Here is an 8942-nt window from a genome sequence, read left to right as displayed (position 1 = left end):
TAGTTTAATCTCTGTTTATGACCACTGCTGGTCATGGTTCGCTCTTCTCAAAATACTGACAGTATTTCTACTGAATATTTCTTTGTTGAGCATTTAATGCTTTTTGTTGCAGCATCAAACGCCCACACTTATCGACTGTAAATTTTTAAAGACCTTTTACTACTTGCTGAGAAGCGTTTTGTTCATCAGCACAGAAGCGAGATTATGAAGCGTTTCGTACATCTCGTCAACCCCTCGTTTTTCATCGTTTCGCTTTAACAGCGTCGCGTTGTCTGCGAGGGACAGAACTATAACAAAGCCCGCGCACACCTGACAAGGGTTTTTGTTATATTTAGTTTTCACCGTTTCTAAAGATGCCATGCTACTTACCATTGCCCTACTTGCCGCTGCTGCGGAAACACCTGTCGTTGTCATCAGTGGCACCCGCACCGAACGCAGTAGTTTCGATATCCCTGCCTCCATCGATGCGGTCACGGTCGACGACAGCCAGCCACGCGTCAACGCGTCCGAAGCCTTGGCGGCCGTCCCCGGCCTGGTGGTACAGAATCGCCAGAACTACGCGCAGGATCTGCAGATCTCTTCGCGCGGCTTCGGCGCCCGCTCCGCGTTCGGCGTGCGCGGAGTGCACCTGATTACCGATGGCATCCCGGCCAGCATGCCCGACGGCCAAGGCCAGGCCGCCACCTTTAATCTGGATATGGCGGAACGCATCGAAGTGCTGCGCGGCCCCTACTCCGCCATCTACGGCAATCACGCCGGCGGCGTAGTCCAGTTATTCAGCAAGGAAGGCGAAGGCGCGCCCACGCTGGAGCTCAACATGAGCAGCGGCAGCTACGGCACGCACAAGACGGATCTCAATGCGCAAGGCCAGCAGGCCGGCATCGGCTATGTGCTCGACGCCTCCCGCTTCGATACCGATGGCTATCGCGCACACAGCGCGGCCACGCGCGACCAAGCCTACGCCAAGCTGACCTTGAGGCCCACCGAAGGCGCCAAACTGAATCTGGTCGCCAGCGCGCTGCGCCAGAACGACACCCAGGATCCGCTCGGCGTCACCTGGGCCACCTACCAACGCGACCCGCGCGCCGGCGAGATCGATACCACCGACACTCAAACGCCCAAGCGCACGCTGGCTGATCGCTACAACACACGCAAGAGCATCGACCACCAGCAAATCGGCGCCACCTGGGAACAGCGCCTGGGCGACGATCAATTGCGCGTGACCGCCTATGGCGGCAATCGATCGGTGATTCAATATCAGTCATTCTCCAAAGCGTTTCAGGCACCGGCCACGCACTCCGGCGGTGTGATTGACTTCACGCGCGACTTCTCCGGCATGGAGCTCACCTGGACGCGCGTGCGCCATCTCGCCTACGGCAAGCTGACCGCCACCGCCGGTGTCGAATACGGCCGCAGCAACGATGACCGCCAGGGCTACGAGAATTTCAGCGGCACGCAACTGGGCGTCAAAGGCGCGCTGCGCCGCGATGAAGACGACAAGGTCAGCAACCTCGATCCCTACCTGCAGGCCGAATGGGACGCCGGCGCATGGCAGCTCAGCGCGGGTGCGCGCCACAGCCGCGTGAAGATCGCGGTCGACGACCACTTCCTCAGCAACGGCAACGACAGCGGCGCGCTCAATTACAGCCACACCACACCGGTGCTGGGCGTGCTGTATCGCGCCACGCCGCACCTGAATCTGTACGCCAGTGCCGCGCGCGGCTTCGAAACCCCGACGCTCAACGAATTGTTCTACTCCGGTACCGGCGGCGGCTTCAACTTCCACTTGCAACCGGCGTACAGCACGCACCTGGAGACGGGCCTCAAAACCCGTCTGAGCGACGGCGTCCGCATCAACGCCGCTCTGTTCCAGGTAAAGACCAACGACGAACTGGTGGTGGACAGCTCCAGCGGCGGCCGCACCAGCTATCGCAACGGCGGCAAGACCTTGCGCCAGGGCGTGGAGTTGTCGCTGGACGCCACCTGGCGCCATGGATTCAGCACCCGCGTGGCACTGACCACGCTGCGCGCGATCTATGACGAGGGCTATAACAACGTCCTGCGCGGCAGCCGCCTGCCCGGCGTGCCGAACGCAAACGCCTACGCGGAGCTGGCGTGGCAGCAAAGCGCCGGCCACTGGGGCGCCGCGCTGGAAGCGGTGGCGGCCGGCAAGGTCTACGCCGAGGACAGCAACACCGATCAGGCGGCGCCGGGATACGGCGTACTGAATGCCCGCATCAGCGCGCGCCAGCAGTGGCGTGGCTGGCACTTCAAGCAGTTCGCGCGCCTGAACAATCTGCTCGATAAAAACTATATCGGCTCGGTGATCGTGGGCGACGCCAACAAGCGCTATTACGAAGCGGCGCCGCAGCGTAACTGGTTGCTGGGTATAAGCGGCTCCTATCAATTCTAGAGGTGTAGCACAAACGTGCTACAGACAGCTTGGGGGATCAGGGATACAGTAGCTCACCTAACCGCTGTATCACTTCTCAAGGAGCTATCATGACTCAACCACAAGACAAACCACTGGACGCAGAAACCGGCCTGGATGAAGCAACCCTGGACGGCGTTGTCGGCGGTGCGCAAGCATCGGTCAAAAACGACGGCGACGACAGCACCAAGCAAGCCGATGGCGATGGCCGCTTTGCCAGCGACCGTATGCTGAATGACCGACTTGCCAACGACCGCCTGGCCAGCGAACGCTTCTTCAAAGAATGACAGAACCGCGAGGCAGCCAGCCGGCTGCCACGCCTGGCCGCATGTCGTCACCGGACCGCCTCGATATGGGGGCGCGTCTGGTTACTCCCGCTTCCGGATTGCTATTGAGCGGGGCACTGCTGATCGTGGCTGCCTGCCTGGCGGGCAGCATCCTGATCCGCGTACCGGTCAAAGTGCAGACCGAGGGCATGCTGATCACAGCACAGGGCATCAAGGAAGCAGCGGCAGACCGCGCCGGCGTGGTCCACAATATTCGCGTACGCGCGGGCGAGCATGTGAGCGCGGGACAGGTCATTGCCGACATCGGCGATGCGCCCCTGCTCACACCTTACGCCGGCACTGTCGCCGAGCTGCGGCTGAACGACGGCGACACGATAGAACGCGGCGGCGCCGTGCTCGCGCTGCTGCCCGACGCCCCCTTGATCGCCACCGTCTACGCCAGCACGGCGGAAGGCAAGAATATCCATCCGGGCATGCGGGTGGAACTGGCACCCTCCAACTTCAAGCGCGAGGAGTACGGCTTCGTGGCCGGCCGCGTGCTGTCGGTCGCGCCGATGCCGGCAACCCAGGAAAGCATGCAGCGTACGCTCGGCAACCGCCAGCTGGTGCAAGCCCTGTCGGCCGGCGGGCCGCCATTTGAAGTGGTGGTGGCTTTGGAAACCGATCCATCCACCGCCAGCGGCGTGCGCTGGTCATCATCGCGCGGCCCGGCCGCCAAACTGAGTGCCGGCACGTTGTGCACGGCCGCCGTGGTGATCCGCGAAGAGACGGTATTACGCCTGCTGGTGCCAGCCGCGCGTCGCCTGCTGCCGGTCGATCCATCATGATCAAGAAGCTGTGGCAGGCACTGACACGTCGACGCGTGCCGATGATAGGCCAGCAGGAAGCGGTGGAATGCGGCGCCGCCTGCCTGACCATGGTGCTGGCCTGGTACGGCCGCTGGGTCACGCTGGAGGAAATGCGCGAGCATTGCGGCATCACCCGCGACGGCACCAAGGCCACCAATATTCTGAAGGCCGCGCGCGCCCACGGCCTGGTGGCCAAGGGACTGCAAAAGAGCGCCGATGAATTGACTCGGCTGCCACTGCCGCTGATCGTGTTCTGGAACTTCAACCACTTCGTGGTGGTCGAGGACATCGACGCCAAGCGCGTGCGGCTGGTCGATCCGGCCAGCGGGCCGCTCACCATCGGCCGCGCCGAATTTGAAGAAGCTTACAGCGGCATCGCGCTGGCGTTCCAGGCCGGACCGGATTTCGTCCGCAGCGGCGCACGGCCGGCGCTATGGTCCACGCTGGGCACCTACCTGCAAGGCTACCGGCGCGGCCTGGCGTTCGCGGTGGTGGCCGGCATGGGCCTGATTATTCCCGCAATGCTGGCCTCCGGCTTCAATCAGCTATATGTCGAAAGTATCCTGATCGGTGGCCAGCGCGACTGGCTGCCGCCACTGGTGGGCGGCATGGCGGCGGCGGCGGCACTGAAGATGCTGCTGTCATGGCTGAACGCCACGGCGCTGGTGCGGCTCAACGCCAGCATCGCCACCAACCTGGCGGCGCGACAGATGTGGCGCCTGCTGCAACTGCCGCTCAGCTTTTTCGCCCAGCGCCACGCCGGCGACATCGCGCATCGCTTCGGCCTGATCGAACAGTTGTCCGGACTGGTGTCGCACACGCTGGCGCCGGCGCTGATCGGCATCCCGAATCTGTTGGTGTTCCTCCTGCTGCTGGTGCTGATCGACCCGATGCTGTCAGCGATCACGCTGGCGACCGCGCTGCTGGCGGTGCTGCTGTTGTTGCTGACCATGCGCCAGATGGATAACTCGGCGCGCCGCACCATGCAGTTCGACGGCAAGCTGTACTCCGCCACCATCCAGGGCATGGCGCTGATCGATGAATTCCGCATGTCCGGCACCGGCAACGCCTATACGGCGCGCTGGGCCGGCGCGCAAGCGCGCGTGGTCGACGCCGGACAGGCCGCCGCGCAGCAAGGGATGCGCCTCAGCCAGGCGTCCGGGCTGATTATCAGCGGCGCCGCGGTCGCCATTCTGGTGGTCGGCGGTTTGCGCGTGATGGATGGCGCGCTGAGTATCGGCGGTCTGCTGGCTTTCCAGACCTTGATGTGGAGCTTTGTCGGCCCGCTGCTGGCGGTGGTCAGTGTCGGCGGCCGTTTGCAGGCCGCGCGCGGCCTCGCCGCCCGTCTCGACGACGTGCAGCGCTATCGCAGCGCGCAACCGCCGGCGGCTGCCGCCGCCCCCCTTCCGCACACAGATGAGACACCGTTCCTGTCGCTGTATGGCATCGGCTTCCGCTACGGGCCGCTGAGCCCAGCCATCGTGCAGGACGTCAGCTTCGAAGTGCAGGCCGGCAGCCGCATCGCGCTGGTCGGCAGTTCCGGCAGCGGCAAGTCGACGCTGGGTCGCGTCATCGCCGGCCTGGCCATGCCATCGGAGGGCGCGCTGCGCTTCCGTGGCGGCGCTGAGCGGGACGACACCGCCGCCACGCCGACGCTGGCCTATGTCGAACAAAACGTAGTGCTGTTCGAAGGTAGTGTGATGGACAACCTGGTGCTGTGGGATGACAGCATCCCGGTCGCGCGCGTAACCGCTGCGGCGCGCGACGCCCAGGCCGACGATTTCATCATGCGCATGAAGCAGGGCTACCACGCAACGCTGATGGAAGGTGGCCGCAATATGAGCGGCGGCGAACGCCAGCGCATGGCGATCGCACGCGCGCTGGCCACCGAGCCGGCGTTGCTGGTGCTGGACGAAGCCACCAGCGCGCTCGATCCCGCCACCGAAGTGGCGATCATGGATGCGGTGCGGCGACGCGGCTGCACCTGCGTCATCATCGCCCAGCGCCTGAGCTCTATCCGCGACTGCGACTGCATCATCGTGATGGAACAAGGGAAGGTGGCGGAGAGCGGCACGCACCAGCAATTGATGGCGCAGCGCGGCGTCTACTTCAACCTGGTGGGGGCCTGAGTGACAACCACCAACCTGCTGCGCAACGCGCCCAACACCACGCTGGCGCCGGGCGCGCTGCTGAAACTCGATCGCCCCGGCCTGCAATACGAGATCCTGCACGGCCGCTTTGAAATCTATGCGCTGATCGGCGATCGCCGCCTCTATTTGATGGAGTTGACGCCAGGGCAGCTGCTGCTGTCGGCGCCGGCCGCGCACGGCGCGTTGATCGCGCTGGCACCGGAAGGCGGCACCTTGGGCACGGCAACGCTGGCATGCGAGCGCGATGCCGTCGCCGCCTGGAGCGCGCAACTATTCGCGGCGGCCGGCGTGGCACCAGTCGCGCTGGCGGAAGGTAGCGCGGACGCCACACTGGCCGCCGGTCACGCCGTATTGCTGCAGACGCTGGCCGCGCGCCTGACCACGCGCGATGGCGAGGAAACGGCACGCCGCGCCAAGCGCGACGCGCAGCTGGAGGACGATCTTGCCGCCGCGCTGGAAGGCCATGAGCGCGTGCTGGAGCCGGCCGCGCCGGCCACCGGCGAAGACGATGTCCGCTATGTCTACCGCATGATAGGCGGCGGCACCGACAGTCACACGGCGCCATACCAGGCAGGTGATTTCGCCAGCTTTGCGGCATCGCGCCACCTGCCGCTGCGCTGGGTCAGTCTGCAAGGCCGCTGGTGGCGCAGCGATTTCGGGCCGCTGGTGGCGCAACACGGCAACCGCTGCGTCGCCCTGCTGCCCGACTGGCGCGGGCGCTATCGCATGCACTGTCGCGGCGAAACGCCGCGCGTGGTCGACGCCAAACTGGCCAGCGCCATCGGCACCGGCGCGCACGCGGTCACGCTGCCCTTGCCGGCACGCGCGCTGCGCGCCCACGACCTGCTGCTGATCGGCCTCGCGCTGTGCCGCGTCGACTTGCTGACATTGGCCGGCGCCGCCATCATCGCCTCGCTGCTGGGACTCGTGGTGCCAGTGGCCACCGGCGCCATTATCGATACCTTCGTGCCGAGCCAGATGCGCGGCCCGCTGCTGATGCTGGGCGTGATGCTGGGCGTGGGCCAGGTCTGCAGCATGCTGTTGCGGCTCAGCGCCGACGTGGCGCGCGTGCGCATCGACGGCCGTCTCGCGGTGCGGCTGCAGGGCGGCGTGATCGACCGCGTGCTGCATCTGCCGGCCGCCGTGCTGCGCCGCTATTCGTCGACCGACCTGGCATTGCGCGCGCTGTCGGTGGACTCGGTGCGGCAGACCCTCACCGGCGTGGCGCTGAACAGCGCATTGTCCGGCATCTCCGGCCTGTCCTCGATTGCACTGCTGTTTCATTACAGCGTGGCCGGCGCCGGCCTGTCACTGCTGCTGTTTGTCGGCCTGGTCGCCTTGAGTGTGGGCAGCGGCATCCGTCAGTTGCACAACCTGAAAAACAGCGCGCAGATGAACGCCAGCGTCGCCGGCTTCACCCAGCAGCTGATGGAAAACATGGCGACGCTGCGTGTATTCGGTGCTGAACGGCGCGCGTTTGTGCAGTGGTCGCGCAAGGTCACTCAGCTACGCAAGATGTCGTTGACGGCACAGCGCAGCAACATCCTGCTCAGCACACTGCTGGGTGGTTACGATCTGCTGGCCATGGCGCTGATGCTGCTGGTGCTGGGCAAGCAGAGCGCGGCGCTGTCGGCCGGCGCCTTCCTGGCGTTTGCGGCGGCCTATCAGGGCTTCCTCGGCGCCTCGATGTCGTTCGGTTACGCCATGCGACAGCTGGTGCAGCTACTGCCGATGCTCGACCGCATCAAGCCCTTGCTGGAGAATCCGCCGGAAACGGCTGGCGGCATGCAGGCGCCGGGCGAGCTATCCGGCGCCATCGAAGTCTCCAATGTCAGCTTCGCCTATCCTGACGGTCCGCCGATATTGAATAACATCTCGCTCCGCATCGAGCCCGGACAATTCGTCGCGCTGGTGGGACCGTCCGGCTGCGGCAAGTCGACGCTGATTAATCTGATGCTGGGCATCGACCAACCCAGTCAGGGGTCGATTTTTTACGATGGCCACAACCTCAACGAACTCGATCTGGCGGCCGTGCGGCGACAGATCGGCGTGTGCCGGCAGAACGGCAAGCTATTCAGCGGTTCGCTGTACGAGAACATCCTCGGCGCCAATGTCGGCACTCCGGATGATGTGTGGCACGCGGCAGGACTGGCCGGCATCGACGCGGAACTGCGCACGCTGCCGATGCAGTTGCATACGGTGGTCACCGAAGGCAGCGCGGCATTTTCCGGCGGCCAGATCCAGCGCTTCCTGCTGGCGCGCGCGCTGGTCGGCAAGCCGCGCATGGTGATTCTGGACGAAGCCACCAGTGCACTCGACAACGTCACGCAAGAACACATCGTGCGCAATGTCGAGCGCTTGGGCGTGACACGGATCGCGGTGGCGCACCGTCTGAGCACTGTGCGTCATGCCGACCTGATTCTTTTCATCCGTGACGGCCAGGTGGCCGAAGCCGGAACTTACGAAGCGCTGCTGGCGCAAGATGGCCTGTTCGCGCAATTCGCACGGCACCAACAGGCCGAACTTTAAGGAGTAGATGGTGCGTAAAGTATTAAGTATTCTCGGACAGCTGAGTGACACCGACGTGGAATGGATCGTCCAGCATGGGCACCAATTCCACTGTGCCGCCGGGCAGATCCTGATTCGCGCTGGCCAACGTCCATCCATGTTGTACTTCCTGCTGGAAGGCGCGGTGCTGGTAACGCTGCCGACCGGCGCCGAACTGGCGCGGCTGGGCGTGGGCGAAATATTGGGCGAGATGTCGCTGGTGGACAAGCAGGCGCCGACGGCCAACGTCACCGCCACCCAGCCCACCATTTTCCTGGCGGTGGAGCAGGATAAGCTGCACGCCAAGATGGAGCAGGATGCGCTGTTCGCCGCGCATATGTACCGCGCGATTGCCTGCTTCCTGTCGATGCGCATGCGCTCGACGATCAGCAATCTGGGCTTCGGCAAAGCGGAACAAACGCTGGATGACGAGATCGAGCTGGATGAGGAAATCCTCGACAAGCTGCACCTGGCCGGCGCCCGCTTCGAACGCATGCTGGCGGTACTGAGGTAAACGCAAAAAGGCCCGCACAGATAACTGAGCGGGCCTTCCTGACTTATAACTAGCTTGACGATAACCTACTTTCACACTGGTTGCAGCACTATCATCGGCGCAGAGTCATTTCACGGTCCTGTTCGGGATGGGAAGGGGTGGGACTGACTTGCTATGGTCATCAAG

The 8942-nt window shown here is 64.2% G+C and carries 6 protein-coding genes and 1 rRNA gene; 6 read left to right on the top strand and 1 reads right to left on the bottom strand.

Features of this window, described 5'->3' with window-relative positions:
- Positions 1 to 358: 358 nt before the first annotated feature.
- From GJ699_RS33700 to GJ699_RS33675, 6 genes are all read left to right on the top strand, one after another.
- Entirely contained in the window at positions 359 to 2413 is a 2055-nt protein-coding gene (locus GJ699_RS33700) for a TonB-dependent receptor family protein (RefSeq protein WP_154383783.1), read from the top strand.
- A gap of 89 nt (positions 2414 to 2502) precedes the next feature.
- Positions 2503 to 2718: a hypothetical protein gene (locus GJ699_RS33695; RefSeq protein WP_154383782.1), complete on the top strand. Its 216-nt coding sequence runs from the start codon at positions 2503 to 2505 to the stop codon at positions 2716 to 2718.
- On the top strand, positions 2715 to 3545 hold the full coding sequence (locus tag GJ699_RS33690; protein WP_154383781.1) for an NHLP bacteriocin system secretion protein: 831 nt from the start codon (positions 2715 to 2717) through the stop codon (positions 3543 to 3545). Before GJ699_RS33695 ends, GJ699_RS33690 begins: the two co-directional genes overlap by 4 nt.
- Complete coding sequence (locus tag GJ699_RS33685; RefSeq protein ID WP_154383780.1) at positions 3542 to 5695, top strand: cysteine peptidase family C39 domain-containing protein; 2154 nt, start codon at positions 3542 to 3544, stop codon at positions 5693 to 5695. The genes GJ699_RS33690 and GJ699_RS33685 overlap by 4 nt, the downstream gene beginning before the upstream one ends.
- A complete protein-coding gene (locus GJ699_RS33680) occupies positions 5696 to 8245 on the top strand; it encodes an ATP-binding cassette domain-containing protein (protein ID WP_154383779.1) in 2550 nt (849 codons plus the stop codon).
- A 7-nt stretch (positions 8246 to 8252) separates the two neighbouring features.
- Positions 8253 to 8777 carry a cyclic nucleotide-binding domain-containing protein gene (locus GJ699_RS33675; RefSeq protein ID WP_154383778.1) on the top strand — a complete coding sequence of 175 codons (525 nt, stop codon included), beginning with the start codon at positions 8253 to 8255 and terminating at the stop codon, positions 8775 to 8777.
- A gap of 52 nt (positions 8778 to 8829) precedes the next feature.
- Here GJ699_RS33675 and rrf read toward each other — a convergent pair.
- Positions 8830 to 8942: ribosomal RNA gene (gene rrf / locus GJ699_RS33670) — 5S ribosomal RNA — on the bottom strand.

Origin of the sequence: Duganella guangzhouensis (assembly GCF_009674535.1) — a bacterium.
In the GTDB taxonomy this organism is placed as follows: Bacteria; Pseudomonadota; Gammaproteobacteria; order Burkholderiales; family Burkholderiaceae_D; genus Rugamonas; species Rugamonas guangzhouensis.
The sequence above is the reverse complement of the archived record's forward strand: the minus strand, read 5'-3'. Positions and strand labels throughout refer to the sequence as shown.